The following is a 14140-nucleotide window of genomic DNA, read 5'->3' on the forward strand; positions in this document are numbered from 1 at the left end:
ATGTAAGCTTCTTTGTCTATCCCGGCGGAGGAGATGATGTGACTGCGGAAGAGAGGGCAGAGATAGAAAGAAGAAGCAGTCAGGTAAACCAGGAGATAGACGCTCGTTTCGAGGTGTACGATTCTCTGGAATTCCCGGCAGTAGATGGTGAAGACTGGTGCACAGATATTTACTGGTTGAGATATTGGAATGGGTATCGCGGGTACAACGATGTACCGGACTATCCGCCGTTCCATGCCTCCGTAGAAGAGGTCAGGCAGAGTCTGTCTGCCCCATAGGACACCCGCCGCCATCCGGCTGTAACCAATGCCGGCAAAACCCTGTCCCGAAAGCGGTGTGCCGCCCCGGGACTGCCGCCAGGCCGGACATCTCCCCCGCAATCCGGAAAGATACCTGTGAGAGCGGCCGGAACTACTACATTATTGTAGTCGCGCGCTCGGACTCCCGTGTGATTCTGGAGAGCATCTTCTCCGCGGGCATCGGCGAGCTGTTCAACACCCGGGTAGCCGGAAATGTCATGGACGACAACCATCTGGGCATCGTGGAGTACGCAGCGGACCATCTGGGCCGCCACAAAGCTGCCCTTGCCGGATATGGTCTCTATGAAGCCGTCCTGGGGCCAGATTCTCGTAGGCCCGCTGGACGGTGATAACGCTGATGTGCAGGTCTTTCGCCAGGGCCCTCATGGACGGCAGCGCCTCGCCGGCAGATAAGGTTCCGTTCATGATCAGGCTCTTGACCTGCACACAAATCTGTTCGCAGATGGGCTTATCGCTGCTGTTGCTTATTATGATTTCCATGCATTCCCCCTCGATTGTGCTTTGTGTTATATACGCACTGGTTCGATAAATACAGCATATAATTTTGGTTTTGCTGCCAATATAAAAATTCGTTTTTTATCCCGGCTTAACATATTATCAATTTCTTCTTAGGAGATAGTTAGGAAATCCCGGCGGCGAAAGGAATTATAATACTGTCAGGCAGCAGTGCGGAAAAGGCTGCCGGAAAGAGGTATGGGATATGAGACATGTAAGGAGCATTGCGGTGTCTTTAAGCCTGGCGGTATTGGTAGGCGCGCTGGGCGGATGCGGAAAAAAGGAAACGAAAGATAATGGGGCAGAACAACAGCGTAAAGGCAGATGGGTGGAGACAAGGGAGGAGCTGCCGGAGGAGCTGGTTCCATGGAATCTAAGGCAGATGTTTTCCGCAGGAGGCGAGGTGCATCTGCTGGCGTCCAGGCAGGAAAACGGAAAAACCGTCTTCAGCGAATGGGCCGGACAGGGAGAGGTTTTTACCGATGTGACACAGGGGTGGCTGGCCTCGGTGGAGCTGCCCTGTGAGGAAGTCGTGGGCGTCACATTGACTCAGAGCGGAGACGGCACGCAGTATCTGGCCGCCAACTATGCCCTGCCAGAAGAGACTTCCTATAGGAGCTGCCTATGGAAGAGCGACGCCGGTCAGGCAAAGGACATCACGCCGGAGAAATGGACGGTACCGAACGAGGAATGGTGCATGTACGAGAGCCTCCGGGGAATCGCGGCGCTGGAGGACGGTTCCCTGTTCGCCCTCACCTACACTTCCATGGACCTGCTGTCAGGGGAGGACGGAAATGTGCTGGAAAGCGAAGAAGTATCTGCGCAATATAATGATACGGTGGTATCCGACGGAGAGAATATCTATCTGTGCGCCACAGAGAATCCCGGCATGCAGATAGAAAAGCGCCAGGGCAGTCCAGGCGGCAGCGTGACCAAAATCGACTTTCCCACAGACAGCGCGTATGGAGCGAATATCTGTGCCACAGAGGAGGGCAGCCTAATCGTGGCAGGCACGGACGGCATTTTCCGCCGCCGGGCAGAAGCGGATGCCTGGGAGAAGCTGCTGGATGGCCCGGAGACGGATTTCGCCATGTCCGATTGCTGGTGCGCGGGACTGGCCGTTCAGGAAGACGGCAGCATCTACGCGCTGTTTCAGGAATCGGGAGGCGGCGCGAGGCTGAACCGCTATGCTTATGATCCGGAGGCGGTGGTCGAGATAGAGGAGGAGCTGCACCTGTACACTGTCTATGAGAGCCCTCTCCTGCAGCAGGCCGCCGTCATGTACCACAGGGAGCACCCCGAGGTGGCGATCACGATACAGTACGCCTATTCCGCCTACGACAGCGGGGAGGCTGATTACAATGCGGTCTACCAGGAGCTCAATACCCTGCTGATGGGGGAGGATGCGCCGGATATCCTGGTGCTGGATGGGCTGGACATGGATTCTTTCATGAAAAAAGGACTGCTGGCAGACATCGGGGAGGCTGTAGGCCCCATGGAGGAGCGGGGAGAGCTGCTGTCCGGAATTACGGGGAATTATATTCAGGAAGACGGCAAGCGCTATATCGTGCCCCTGCAGTTCGGCTTCAACATGGCCTTGGGGAGGGACTTGGAAGCGGAAAACATGGCATCCCTGGAGGCTTTGGCGGATTTCCTGTCCGGGACGGAGGAGAATTACCTGGGCCCTCAGACAGTCGGCGAGCTGGTGGATAAGTTCTATCCTTATTTCTGCGGGGATATCGTCAAAGGAAAGCAGCTGGACAGGGAAGCGCTGGGCGGCAAGCTGGAGTGCCTGAAAAAGATTGCGGAGAACTGCGGCATTGCGGAATCCAGAGGAAAGGGGGAGCGGGCCTACAGCATGTGGGATCTGGCTTCTGGGGCAAAGCTTGCGTTCAGCGAAGCGACCGGATTCAAGAACTGCATGTTCCCTGTAGCAATCGTGGATTATATCCAGGGAAGCTTTGCCGCCTATGAGAACAGCTTCCTGCCGCTCCTGCAGACAGGGATATGCGCCAAGAGCCGGTATCAGGACACTGCGATGGATTTCCTGCGCCTGGCCCTGTCCGAGAGCGTGCAGGATACAGACCATTATCTGGGCTTCCCGGTGAATCTGGCCTCTCTGGAGAAGCAGGCCCATGAGGACCGCTCGGAATCGGAGGCCTTCACATCCATAGAGGCGGAGGGCGGCGAGGTGGAATTCGCCATCAGGCAGTATTCCGACGAGACGGCGGAGGCTCTGCTTGCCATATGCAAATCCCTGGATCGGCCGGCGGTGGAGGACGCGAAGATACGGGAGGTATTGATCGAGGCGCTGGGGGCATATCTGGAGGGCGCGCAGACCAATGAAGCCACTGTCCAGAGGATAGAGGACGGGCTGAAGATGTATCTGGCGGAGTGATGCCGTCCTCGGCAATGGACTTTTCCGGGCCTGCCGGGCAGCGCGCATGTGGTCATTGTTTACAGATTGTAGATGTCTCAGCGAAGCGCTTTCGCGCGCATTTTGCACGAAAATCACGAGACAGCAAGCGCATATGCATCGCCCGCCGTGAGATTTGAGGAACAGGTATTGACAGAAGAGGGAAAAATGTGTTATAGTCCCAGATGCAAATGAGTCGCATTTGCATCTGGGACTTTGTGGTGTGAAGGCAAAGCCCGGACGAATCATGCAGTATTCGGAAAAGACTGACTTTGCCGAATGGCTGTCTTTGAACAGAAAGGATGTTTGCAATGCTGCATTTAATAGAGGACGCGCTCATGGACAGCGTGAAGCTGATTCCCTTTTTATTCCTGACCTATCTCGCGATGGAGTACCTGGAGCACAGGACGGGAGAACATGCCAGGAAGCTGATCCGGCGGCCGGGAGCCATGGAGGATACGGGCCATTCCCCGCGGAGGCATTTCGCCGCGGGCCTGGCCGCGCCCATTGTGGGCGGGCTGCTGGGGGCCCTGCCCCAGTGCGGCTTCTCCGCGGCGGCATCGAACCTGTATGCCGGGCGGGTCATCACGCTGGGCACGCTGATGGCGGTGTACCTGTCCACATCGGACGAGATGCTGCCCATCCTGATTTCCCAGCGGGCCCCTATGGGCATGATTCTGAAGATCCTGGCAGACAAGGCCCTGGTGGGCATGGCGGCGGGGCTTGTCATTGACCTGCTTGGCCGCAACAGGGAGGGAAGACAAAAGCCCGACGGCATCCATGACATCTGCGAGCAGGAGCGCTGCCACTGCGAGAAAGGCATCCTGCGCTCCGCCCTGTCCCATACGGCGAAGATCGCGTTCTTCATCCTGGCGGTGAACCTGGGGCTGAATCTGATCCTGCACTTCCTGGGGGAGGACGCCCTGGGGACATTGATCCTGAACAGGCCTTTCGCGGGGCCTGTGCTGGCGGGGCTTGTGGGCCTGATACCCAACTGCGCCGGTTCCGTGGCGATCACCCAGCTGTACCTGTCGGGCTCCATGGGGCTGGGGGCCGCCATGGCAGGGCTGCTGGCTGGCTCCGGGGTAGGGGTGCTGGTGCTTTTCCGGGTGAACCGCGACAGGCGGGAGAACCTAAAGATACTGGGGCTGCTCTACGCGATCGGCGTGGCGGCGGGGATTGCCGTGGAGTGGATGGGAATCGCATGAGACCGGTTCGCTCTCTGGGGGCAGTGGCCCGGGTGCTGGGTTGCTTATAGCCCGCAAAGGACAGGGACAGACGAAGGCTCCGGCAATGGCCCATGCATTGCGGAAGGACAGGAGAAGACAGCCATGAACAGGAAACTGAAGATGCCCGCCCAGGATCTGCCCTACGGGGACTGCGGAAAAGAAATTTCCTATCCCCAGGGACTGAAATGGACGAGGCAGAGGAAAAGTGTATACAGAGTGCTCTGGGAGACGGCGGAGCCCCTCAGCGCCATACAGATTTATCAGCGGATAACGGTCGGTGAGGACAGCGGAGGGGGAGCCGGATATGCCGTTTCCACGGTCTACCGCATCCTGGCGGCCTTCGAGGAGATGGGACTGGTGGAGAAGAGCGCCTGGATGGAAGACGGGTCTGTAGTATACAGCCTGAACCGCGGAGGCCATACCCACTACGCGGTCTGCCTGAACTGCCATACCCGGATTCCCCTGCGGCACTGTCCGTTCAGCCATATCCATCTGGAGGAAGGGATGGAGGGCTTCGCGGTGACGGGCCATAAGCTGGAACTGTACGGATACTGCAGGGACTGTCTGGAAAATGAAAGGCAGCAGGTGGAATAGAAACCTGCTGCCGGTGGGACCATTCCGCAGATACCGGAAAGAGGGCGTATCCTCCGCCGGATCCTGAAAACCGAGAGGCTTACGGACGAAGCCCCATGCCGCCCTCCAGGGTAAGGGTCTCGCCCGTGAGGTACTTGAAGTCCGGGGAGGCAAGCTGGACGCAGACCCGGCCGATCTCCAGCTCGGAATCGCCGTAATGTCCCGCGGGAGGCATCTTCACATTCGCCTTGAAGGCATCCGGATAAGCCTTCTCGAAGTTCTCGAGCTGGGCCGTCCAGGCCAGAGGGCAGATGATGTTCACATTGATGCTGTCCTTGGCCCACTCTGTGGCCGCCACACGGGTCAGGCCCCGGATGCCCTCCTTTGCCGCAGCGTAGGCGCACTGCCCGAAATTGCCGAAGAGCCCCGCGCCGGAGGCGAAATTGATGACGCTGCCCTTGGTCTCGGCCAGGTGGGGATAGCATGCCTTCATGTAATAGAACGCCGCGTAGAGCCCGGAATAGAGGGCCAGATTGAACTGGTCCGTGGTGTGCTCCGCCAGCGGCACGCCGGAAGCGGAAGCCTGGGCATTGTTGATCAGCACGTCGATCCTGCCGAACTTCTCCATGGTCTGCTTCACCACTTCCCCCACCACGGCCTCATTGTCCGCGCCCGCGTTCACGTCCGCCTGCACAGTCAGAACCTGGATGCCATACAGCCGCTCCAGCTCCTCCTTTGCGTCCTCCAGCTTCTTCACATTGCGGCCTGTGATGACCAGGTTCGCGCCTTCCTTGGCGTATGCGGTGGCGATGCCGTAGCCGATGGAGCCGCAGCGCCCGTCGCTCAATACCGCCCGGCCCGCGCCTGTGATGATTGCCGTCTTACCAGTCAGAAAACCCATGATTGTTACCTCCTTTAGATGAAAAATAGATTGAATTCGCGCAAAAACCACTGCCTTTTCCCGGGGCTAAATGTCCAACAGATCCGCAATCGCGGAGAAGCCGATCAGCAGATCGTCATAGATGCCTACCTTGATCGTGGAATCGAAGCTGTACGCCACATTGATAAGGTCTTCCTCGAAATAGTTGAGAGTTACCATCCGGCGTTTTGGATCCACGATCCAGTATTCACGGACGCCGTAACTTTTGTAGTAGAATGCCTTCCGGATATAATCGTCTGACGGATTGCCGGGGGAGACGATTTCGATGATGAAATCAGGCGCGCCATTGCAGCGCTTTCCGTCCAGTTTATCCTTGTCGCAGATGACCATGATGTCAGGCTGCACAATGGTAAGAGGCTTGTCGGACAGCTTTACATCGAAGGGGGCGGCGAATACCTGGCAGGGGCCCTTTTTGCTTTTGATGTAGTTGTAGAGGATATTCGACAGCTCCATGGACAGCGCCTGATGAATCTGTGAGGGGCTGGCCATATCATAGACGACACCGTCAAAGACTTCTACCCGCCTGTCCTCCGGCAGAGCCTCATATTGTTCCAGAGTAATGCATTCCGACTGTAATTGTAATGCTGGCGACATAGTGTTCCTTCCTTTCCGGATGCCAGGGAATGGCCCAACGCTTAGTGGTAGTATAGCATATACGAAATGTGATGGCAATGACGATTGCGCTGGATTTTCCTCTTGGCAGGCCGGAAGTAAGACAGGACCAGTATATTGAGCCGCGGTTAATTTCTGTGAGCAATATTTAACATCTGTTCAGTTGCAGTCCCGCTGTCCGTCTGATAGGATAAAAGACAGCAGAGGCCCATGCGAATCCGAATCATGTAAAGGAGATTGTCATATGGAGATAGGACAGGTCATACGGAAATACAGGAAAGAGAAGGACATGACCCAGGAGGAGATGGCCAGGCGCCTGGGCGTCACGGCTCCCGCAGTGAACAAATGGGAGAGCGGCGCGTCGGCCCCGGACATCGCCCTGCTGGCCCCCATCGCCAGGATGCTTGGCATTACCACGGACACATTGCTGTGCTTCAGGGAGGCGCTTACGGAGGAGGAGATCCGCCGGTTCGTGCAGGAGGCGGGCGAGAAGTTGCGGAAGGAGGACTATGATGATGTCTTCAACTGGGCGAAATCCGTGCTGGAGCAGTATCCAAACTGCGACAGCCTGATCTGGCAGATGGCGCTGCTGCTGGACGTGCCCCGCAGGGTGGGAGAAATCCCGGAGGAGGCGGCAGAGCAGTATGACGCCTATATCAGCTCCTGCTATGCCCGGGCCCTGGAGAGCGGGGACGAGGGCATCAGGCTCCATGGCGCGGCAGGGCTGTTCGGATTCTATTTCTGGCGGGAAGAATACGACAGGGCGGAAGGCTATCTCGCGTACTATTCCGAGGAGGATCCGGAGCGGAAGAGGCGGCAGGGCGATATCTACAGCAGGACGGGGCGGGTCCGGGAGGCTTATAAGCTGTACGAGGAGCTTGTGTTCTCAGGATACCATAAGCTGCAGACGGCTCTGCAGAGCATCAGCCAGTTGGCAAAGCAGGAGAAGGACATGGAGACGGCCCGCTTCATTGTGGAGAAGCAGACAGGCCTGGCCCGGCTGATGGAGATAGGCCAGTACCAGGAGGCCACCATGGAGATGGACCTGGCCATGGCGGAGAAGGATCCGGAGGCCACCATGCGGATTGCGGGAAAGCTCCTGTCATGCATAGAAGACATAACCAGCTACAGCCGGTCTCGGCTTTATGGGCATATGGAGTTCAAGGAGCTGTCGGAGGAGTTCTGTGGGCAGATGCGGGAGACCCTGATAAAGGCGCTGCGGGAGGAGGAGAACTTCGGGTACATGAAAGGGGAGGCACGCTGGCAGGAGCTGTTGGAAAGCTGCGGGGAGGTTCCGTGGGGCCAGGGAGGTAGTGGGGCCCACTTCTCTAATAACCGCTAGGAAGCGCCGAGCTGCGCAGACTGGAATGGCCTGCACGAAACGGACACTATCCGCTTTGTGCAGGCATTCCGGTAGCTGCGGGCATGGCTATGAGGATCCCAAGGAGTTTAGAGTGGCATGGCTATGGGGGACCCCAGGGTTTTGGCATGGCATGGTTTTAAGTGACCCAAGGGTTTGGTGGGACATGGCTATGAGGGACCCAAGGAGTTTAGAGTGGCATGGCTTTAAGGGCCCCCGAGGTTTGGCGGGGCATGGCTATGAGGGGCCCAAGGGCTGCGGGGCATGGCTTTAAGTGTCTCAAGGGTTTGGCGGAGCATGGACAAGAGAGGCTCGTGGCGTAGTGCGGCCCATGGGCGTGGCGCATGTATTCCGGCAGCGCCGGATGGCTTGCCAGGCGCTGAAAAAGCCGGTTCTTAAGGACAGTTTTTTCAGCATCGGTATCATGCTGAAATTATATTACATAGCTGTCGCCGTCTGCCGGATACGCCATGGGGAAAGGCAGCGTGCTTTCCGCCTGCTTCAGGATATCATACTTATCAAGGGGCCATACATGCACCGGCAGCACCTTCTCCGCCTTGCAGCTTAGCAGACGTTCTGCCAGCCGCTCCGCCGGGAAATGGGCGCACTCCACCACGAAAGCGTCCACTGGCTCCTCCTCCAGGAATGCCGGATAATCTATCGTCTCTCCGTTCAGGTCCCCGGAGATGTACACCCTCTTGCCGCCGCTTTCCAGGAGATACCCGTATGCGGGGCGGCCCTGGGCCCGCAGATGCCCGGTGGGGAAGGCGGTCACTTTCATCTCCCCGTCCTGATACACCTCCCCCTCCTTCATGAGCCGCAGGCGTACACGATCATTGGGGAAAAGGGCAGGATCCCCCAGGGTGGCCTCCAGAAAGGCAGTCGCCGCGTCGATGCCCTTCTGCTCCGGCAGGAACACGTCAAAGCGCATATCCGTATAGTACCAGCAGGCGATGCCAATCAGCCCGAAGAGACAGTCCACATGGTCGCCGTGCATGTGGGTGATGAACACCGCCCTGATTTTGTTGATGTCCACGTTCTGCCGCAGCAGACAGTCGAACACCGGGGCTCCCGCGTCGATGATGTAGCCGCCGTTCTCCGTCTGGGCAAGGATGCTCTGGCAATACCGGTCCGCCGCCGGGACGCCGTGGCTGGTTCCTAAAAAGGTGAGTTTCATATGTGATTTCCTCCTGTCCGGGCAGGCCATGGGCGCAACTTTCCGATGCAGCCATATTGTGCCTCCGATGATTTTGTAGTAATATTGTAACAGGCCGTTCACGCGGCAGCAAGTCAAAAAATGAATGGATTGCTTGGAAAGGATGGTTTTGCCGTGGTTCTTTATCATGCCAGCAAACAGAGGGTTGAATTTCCTGAGATACGGAAAACAAGATATAAATTATCGGCGCTGAACTGCCTGACTTATGAAAGGAGTGAAATCCTGTATGACCGAAAAAGAAAGAAATGATTATTTTTATGTGTGTTCATTGATTGAGTATATCGCGCGGGAGACGAAGAACAGGCGGGGGATCATCGCTGGAATATTGGGGAAAAGCGGTGTGGAGAAGCTTCTTTATGATGCGGAGGTAAATCATTGCCTTTCCTTTGAGCAGGTAAGCGATGAGGTGATAGAACAGTATGGAATCTCCAACGGAGACTTCGATACGATTACAGAATGCAAATATGTAGTCCCCAGTTTTCAGGATATCGGGAAGCTGTACAGCATAATGATTGAAGACTGCGCGGAGCCCGGCGGAGAGGTGGCCGAGCTCATGAAGATTTTTTCGTCCTTCATCAGCGATGAGATATCCGATTTCCAGACAGATGTCTATTATCAGAATCCGAATTATCTGGAATGCTGTTATAGAGAGGGGCATCTGCTGGATTAAACAGAGGCAGGGGGGCGGATATGAGCAGGAGCTTCAAAAAGACACCGATTTATAAGGACGGGGGCTATCAATCAGATGGAAAGAGGATTGCCAACAGGAAAGTCCGCCGCGCCCCAAATGACACATTTTCCACCGGCAAGCGCAAATTGTATAAAAAGATATACGAGACCTGGGACATCAACGACTATGTAATCCGGTGGACGCGAAGGGACGCGGAGAAAATCGGGAGGCGGAAGGAGTGGGAAAGGTAAGCCTTTTCAATGATTTCGCGCATGCGGTTTTGGCTCTCGCTTTCCCTAATTCTATCGCAGTAAAATTTCTCTGATTTCTTTGATCCGCTCACTGGAAGGATTGGTCCTCAGGAGATTGGCAAGTCTCTCGATCATTTCAATATCTGACAGAGAAGCGTCATTGGGGCTGGCATTGATCGTGTGATAAGACAGAAATTTGCCGCTGATGACCTTTTTCTGCATTATCTCGGATTTCAGCAATTCATCTGCGAACAGCCTCAAAGTGCGTCCGGCCTGCAGGACATCGATGGGATTTGCGGAACCCCAGCGTATTTCCATGACATAATCGTTCGGATACGTAATATTGTGTATAACCTTATAGTTGGAGCTGCTTTGGCTACGCTCATTGAATTTGACCCTGCAGTCCTCAATCAGTTCTTTGTGCTCGCTGACGCTTTCTTTTGAGCGTACGAAATGTGCGCTTGTAATATATTCATTCATTGTCTGTCCCCTTTTGTTCTTTTCAGCATCCCGATAAGAGTAATATAAACTGTCCGCGGCCCGAAGTCAAGGGTATGATGAGGGGGGAAGTATTTGTTTTTTGGGGCTTGTATTTCTGCTTGGCATATGTTAAAGTATGATATAGATACTGGTTAAAGTATTAATAGATAAGCTCTATGCCGGTATGGTGGATGGTTAGTCTCACGGATTCAGGACTTGTTTTTTACGAAAGGAGAAAAAAGATGGAAGAAGAAAAGAAAGTGAGGTTTAGGTCTGGGCGCATAGTGGCTGCAGAACAGATGGAAAAGGGGCAGCATTCAAGGAATTTTTCTTTAAGTCTTTAAGACAGCGCTTGAATGGGAGCCGGGGAGACCGGGGCGATGAAGAACGAATGAGTAATGAGGAATGATGAAGCTTTGAAGAGCGGGGAAGACCGCGTGGGAGGATTTTTTATGACAAGCTTACAGGCGAAATCTAAGATGAAGAAATATCTGAAAGAGCACTTCATAAAGCATCAGGAAGATACTGATGATGGTGTAAGCCGATACACTATGCTATATGAAGGCTGCGACTGTTGCCCTGACAAGGTGCTGGAGGCATGTATCTGGTTTTACCAGGATCTCATGGAATGCCGTGTCTATTATAATAGAAACGGACAGCAGTGGTGCAGGGAAAGCAAGAACCGTGATGACCTGCTTAAACTGCTGAATTTTATTAACGCAAGACTCTGGGTTAGCATGGATGACGGGGAAGGCGGCGCTCTTTATAGCCTCAATTATCTTTATACTTCGCGGTTCTACATGACGGAGGATTTCGATATTGTCATGACTACCATGATTCCTTACGATTTTTATGAAGTGGCGCCATTGGAGACCGAAGACTATGTCACTGGCGCCTGTCCGGATGTGCTCGAAATGCTGAGTGCCCACATCTTCTGTGTGCTTCTCGGAGAAATGAGCGCGGAACAGGCCATAATGAGGGTGAAGACGGAGATTCTCGGCGAAAGAGAATATGTGTGAAAGGAAGGAGAGACGGATTATGGCATACCGAAATATTAAAAAACTGATGCAGGACTGTGCAAGCCCATCCACCTATAACTTTGAACTGGAATGTGACTACGAAGATTACAAGGCCTTGCCGTTATTTGAAAGGTATCTTGTATATAAGTCCACAGCCCTGGGTGACCATATATTGAAGGAGGCGGAAAAGAGCGGACTTGACGAGAGATGGGCGGAGGGCTGCTACCATGAGGCGGCGAATTTTTGCGTGGACAGTTACCGGAAGTATGATCTTCCAGACTGCGATGGCTGGGGCGGCAGATGCAAATTGGCTATAGATCTGTATCAGCAGCTTTGGGGCTGGAAAGAGGGGGACAGTTCCCTTTATCGGGCAGTGGAACCAATCGTGTTGGGCGGGGATACATTTAATTCTGTACAGACGACGTTGAATCGATATATTCATAATATAGTAGAAAATGATTCGGAATATAAACAACACATAATGCCCGGCGGGAATGCGAGCATACGCTTCTGCATACAGTTGTACTGTCTGTATGGAAAAGGATTTATCGAACAGCTTGTGAAGAATGAGGAGCTCTCCCGTTTCGTGAATCTTACACATTCGATGGGAAATCTGGTGCTCATCCCGGGCGGTTATAACAGAAGACGCGGCATGGCAAAGGAGATACGGGATTACGCGGATTTGTCGCTCTTCAATTTGCTCCATGACTGTGACGGCAAAGCCAAATATTTCGGAGAAGATTCGAAGGAGAGGGAGAAGCGCTTTAATAGATATATCAACTTTTCATTTCTCTGGGATTATGTGGAAAAGAGCGCTGAAGGTATCTATGAAGTGCGCCCTATCCAAGAACTCGGATAGGGCGCATTATCCGAGATTTTCAATTAACCGAGAAAACTTTCAAAACCGCTGATAGGAAAGGCTTTCAAAGAAATTACCTCGGATAATTATTTCTCACAAGAGTAGCTGCCATCTCAATGATTATCCGAGATTAAGGCGTGATTGTCCAATTATCTCGGATAGGTGCAAATCATCCACAAGTTGATAACGGGTTTAATTATCCGAGATAATCGTTTTGAAATGCTGTATTTATCGGATTAAATCAATTTACATCGGATAAGTTTTTATCTCGGATAATGCGGCCTCTGTGCGATTCTCACAGGCTGAAAATGCAGACATGGGATTCCTTGGGCATATGGGATGATAAAAATGTCTTGCCGAAAAAAGAGGAATTGGAGGATCTGTGCAGAAACATAAACAGAGGAATTGCCCGGCGAGGAGTGTTTATGACAGCCATGCTGGAGATTTCCATGAAATTTCCTGATGTGTATGCACTTCTCATGCAGAAGGTGTTCCTGACAGAGCAGGTCTATGATGGATATGGGGAAGTGATTGCGGCAGTCAAAGAACAAATCCGCACCTGCTCCGCAGATATAAGCAGGGCAGCAGCGATTGTGGATAAATTGGAGGATACATGGAGATAAAAGACAAAGAAACCTGCTTCCCAAGGACATTCAATGAACAGATGGCATGGATAGGCGAGGAAGTAGAGCATATCGTCAAACATAATGCAACACGTCAGACAAAGCAGAGTATCCGGCAGCAGGGCAGAGAGGCATACGGCCAGAACGGCTATACCCACACCATAAAGCGCATGTTCGACATCATAAAAGCCGACCCGAAGAACAGGGCGCTTATGCGGGAGGTGGACAGGGCGGAACAGGAGCTGACCGCCTTTCTCTATGATGAACCAGGCGCTTTGCCGGAGGAAGAAATCTTAGCATACTGGAACAACTACATGTGGGCCTATACAGCGGAACAGGAGTCCTGCCATGAACATTATTTCATTATGAGAGGTTGCGATGGCTTTCACGACAGCGATGAATGGATCGGCATATATCAGGCCTGGCATCAGGCAAGGGACGCCTACGTCAAAGCAGCCGTACAGTTGGAAGAGGAGCATCGAAAAACTGCCGATGATTCCACGAGAGCGCATGAAAAAATCATGGTCCATATTTTCGACGAGGCCACAGGAAAATGGAGCCATGACGTTGACCCGGAGTTGATGTTCAAAAGAAATGTCCCTGCGGATACAGACAAGCATAAAGAGATCGAATGCCTCATCGACGCGCCGTATATGTTCCTGTGGATACTGGAGAACGTAAGAAAAGGCCTGTCCGGGTATTTCTATGACCATTCCCCGGATAACGGCAGAAGGAACGAAGCCAAGACCATCCCCGTGCGGTTTGAAATAGAGCATACCTATCAGGCATTCGATTTCCTTGAATGGTACTGGGGCGACTTCAACGCATGCCCTGACTGCCAGACCATGAAGGAAAAAGCAAAGCAATGGCAGGAAAGCTACGGCGCGGAGCTCACAAGGATCTCCCACGATACCCTGACATTCCGGTGCCCCAGCCTGTCGGCAGAACAGGCCGGGGAAATCATAGCACAGGCCGCCGGGCTCCATGCGGAGATTGTAGACTGCAGGCCGGAGGAGCTGGTGTCCTATATGATGAGAGAACGCACGTTCACGTTGTGGTGGGACTAGAGGGAGTCCA

General features: G+C 53.8%; 15 protein-coding genes and 2 pseudogenes. 12 read left to right on the forward strand and 5 right to left on the reverse strand.

What is annotated here, in order from left to right:
- A partial coding sequence (locus Q2B33_RS02265; RefSeq protein WP_300913847.1) for a hypothetical protein occupies positions 1-278 on the forward strand: 278 nt, incomplete at its 5' end.
- 170 nt (positions 279-448) lie between these two features.
- Positions 449-517 (forward strand): annotated as a pseudogene (locus Q2B33_RS24445) (carbonic anhydrase); the annotation flags it as partial.
- 45 nt (positions 518-562) lie between these two features.
- Here the strand turns inward: Q2B33_RS24445 and Q2B33_RS24450 are convergent.
- Positions 563-800: pseudogene (locus tag Q2B33_RS24450) on the reverse strand (GntR family transcriptional regulator); the annotation flags it as partial.
- A gap of 220 nt (positions 801-1020) precedes the next feature.
- Here Q2B33_RS24450 and Q2B33_RS02280 point away from each other — a divergent pair.
- The 3 genes from Q2B33_RS02280 to Q2B33_RS02290 all read left to right on the forward strand — a co-directional run bounded on the left by Q2B33_RS02280 (position 1021) and on the right by Q2B33_RS02290 (position 5054).
- Positions 1021-3213, forward strand: coding sequence for an extracellular solute-binding protein (locus Q2B33_RS02280; protein ID WP_300564349.1), 2193 nt, complete (start codon positions 1021-1023; stop codon positions 3211-3213).
- Positions 3214-3542: 329 nt separating this feature from the next.
- On the forward strand, positions 3543-4439 hold the full coding sequence (locus Q2B33_RS02285) for a putative manganese transporter (protein ID WP_300564347.1): 897 nt from the start codon (positions 3543-3545) through the stop codon (positions 4437-4439).
- A 123-nt stretch (positions 4440-4562) separates the two neighbouring features.
- On the forward strand, positions 4563-5054 hold the full coding sequence (locus Q2B33_RS02290) for a Fur family transcriptional regulator (protein WP_300564345.1): 492 nt from the start codon (positions 4563-4565) through the stop codon (positions 5052-5054).
- A gap of 79 nt (positions 5055-5133) precedes the next feature.
- Here the strand turns inward: Q2B33_RS02290 and Q2B33_RS02295 are convergent, their stop codons facing one another.
- Together Q2B33_RS02295 and Q2B33_RS02300 are read right to left on the reverse strand one after the other, a co-directional pair.
- Positions 5134-5934 carry an SDR family NAD(P)-dependent oxidoreductase gene (locus Q2B33_RS02295; protein ID WP_300564343.1) on the reverse strand — a complete coding sequence of 267 codons (801 nt, stop codon included), beginning with the start codon at positions 5932-5934 and terminating at the stop codon, positions 5134-5136.
- A gap of 66 nt (positions 5935-6000) precedes the next feature.
- Positions 6001-6567 (reverse strand): Uma2 family endonuclease, encoded by a 567-nt coding sequence (locus Q2B33_RS02300; RefSeq protein WP_296462398.1) that lies wholly within the window; start codon positions 6565-6567, stop codon positions 6001-6003.
- Between the two features lie 262 nt (positions 6568-6829).
- Here Q2B33_RS02300 and Q2B33_RS02305 point away from each other — a divergent pair, with 262 nt between their 5' ends.
- A complete protein-coding gene (locus Q2B33_RS02305) occupies positions 6830-7927 on the forward strand; it encodes a helix-turn-helix domain-containing protein (protein ID WP_300564340.1) in 1098 nt (365 codons plus the stop codon).
- 451 nt (positions 7928-8378) lie between these two features.
- On the opposite strand, the gene Q2B33_RS02310 is transcribed toward Q2B33_RS02305, so the two are convergent.
- Positions 8379-9122: an MBL fold metallo-hydrolase gene (locus Q2B33_RS02310; protein WP_300564338.1), complete on the reverse strand. Its 744-nt coding sequence runs from the start codon at positions 9120-9122 to the stop codon at positions 8379-8381.
- A 265-nt stretch (positions 9123-9387) separates the two neighbouring features.
- Here Q2B33_RS02310 and Q2B33_RS02315 point away from each other — a divergent pair, with 265 nt between their 5' ends.
- On the forward strand, positions 9388-9831 hold the full coding sequence (locus Q2B33_RS02315) for a hypothetical protein (RefSeq protein WP_300564336.1): 444 nt from the start codon (positions 9388-9390) through the stop codon (positions 9829-9831).
- A gap of 20 nt (positions 9832-9851) precedes the next feature.
- Entirely contained in the window at positions 9852-10082 is a 231-nt protein-coding gene (locus Q2B33_RS02320) for a hypothetical protein (RefSeq protein WP_300564334.1), read from the forward strand.
- Positions 10083-10133: 51 nt separating this feature from the next.
- On the opposite strand, the gene Q2B33_RS02325 is transcribed toward Q2B33_RS02320, so the two are convergent.
- Positions 10134-10562, reverse strand: a complete 429-nt coding sequence (locus Q2B33_RS02325; protein ID WP_300564332.1) for a hypothetical protein — start codon at positions 10560-10562, stop codon at positions 10134-10136.
- Between the two features lie 398 nt (positions 10563-10960).
- Between Q2B33_RS02325 and Q2B33_RS02330 the strand changes: the two genes are divergently transcribed.
- The 4 genes from Q2B33_RS02330 to Q2B33_RS02345 all read left to right on the forward strand — a co-directional run bounded on the left by Q2B33_RS02330 (position 10961) and on the right by Q2B33_RS02345 (position 14130).
- Positions 10961-11581, forward strand: coding sequence for a hypothetical protein (locus tag Q2B33_RS02330; protein WP_300815610.1), 621 nt, complete (start codon positions 10961-10963; stop codon positions 11579-11581).
- Between the two features lie 19 nt (positions 11582-11600).
- Entirely contained in the window at positions 11601-12440 is an 840-nt protein-coding gene (locus tag Q2B33_RS02335) for a hypothetical protein (RefSeq protein ID WP_300564328.1), read from the forward strand.
- Between the two features lie 308 nt (positions 12441-12748).
- Positions 12749-13063, forward strand: coding sequence for a hypothetical protein (locus Q2B33_RS02340; RefSeq protein ID WP_300564326.1), 315 nt, complete (start codon positions 12749-12751; stop codon positions 13061-13063).
- Positions 13054-14130: a DUF4253 domain-containing protein gene (locus Q2B33_RS02345; protein WP_300564324.1), complete on the forward strand. Its 1077-nt coding sequence runs from the start codon at positions 13054-13056 to the stop codon at positions 14128-14130. Before Q2B33_RS02340 ends, Q2B33_RS02345 begins: the two co-directional genes overlap by 10 nt.
- Positions 14131-14140: the final 10 nt, after the last annotated feature.

Origin of the sequence: uncultured Acetatifactor sp. (assembly GCF_948601915.1) — a bacterium.
Taxonomy (GTDB): Bacteria; Bacillota; Clostridia; order Lachnospirales; family Lachnospiraceae; genus Acetatifactor.